Source organism: Agrilactobacillus fermenti (assembly GCF_021030645.1).
GTDB classification, from domain to species: Bacteria; Bacillota; Bacilli; order Lactobacillales; family Lactobacillaceae; genus Agrilactobacillus; species Agrilactobacillus fermenti.
The window spans coordinates 1-483 of sequence record NZ_JACGCJ010000074.1 but is presented as its reverse complement, the minus strand read 5'-3'; the positions used below and the strand labels follow the sequence as shown (position 1 = coordinate 483).

General features: G+C 37.1%; 1 protein-coding gene. It reads left to right on the top strand.

Annotated elements, in window-relative coordinates; all coding sequences use genetic code 11:
* On the top strand, positions 1-268 hold a 268-nt coding region (locus FHQ08_RS12660), incomplete at its 5' end, for a transposase (RefSeq protein WP_230914750.1).
* Positions 269-483: the final 215 nt, after the last annotated feature.

Sequence of the window (483 nt, the reverse complement as noted above, 5' to 3'; positions counted from 1 at the left end):
CAAAATGACCAAAAAGAGAAAAACATTTGATGAAGATTTCAAGAAGATGATCCTTGACCTCAACCAATCTGGTCACTCGATCGATTCGTTAGCCGAGGAATATGGTATCGCTACGCAAACAATCTACCGCTGGAAAAAGCTTTATACCAAAAACGAAAAAAATGGAGTATCCGAAGCAGAAATTTTAGCTATGAAGAAAGAGATGGCTCGTATGAAGGAGGAAAATGCCATCTTAAAAAAAGCCTTGACCATATTCGCTCAAAAGTAGAATCAACTATCGTCTTCGAATATATCCAATCAAATGTCAAAAATCATGATATCAAGCAAATGTGTGCTGCTCTATCAGTGCCAAGATCTAGTTATTACCAATGGCTTAAAAAACGGCCCTCTAAACGTGAAATTGAGAATGAACGTCTTTGTCGATTGATCTCAGGGATCTATTTTGAGAATAAGGGTATTTATGGTGCTCCTAAGATTCATTAC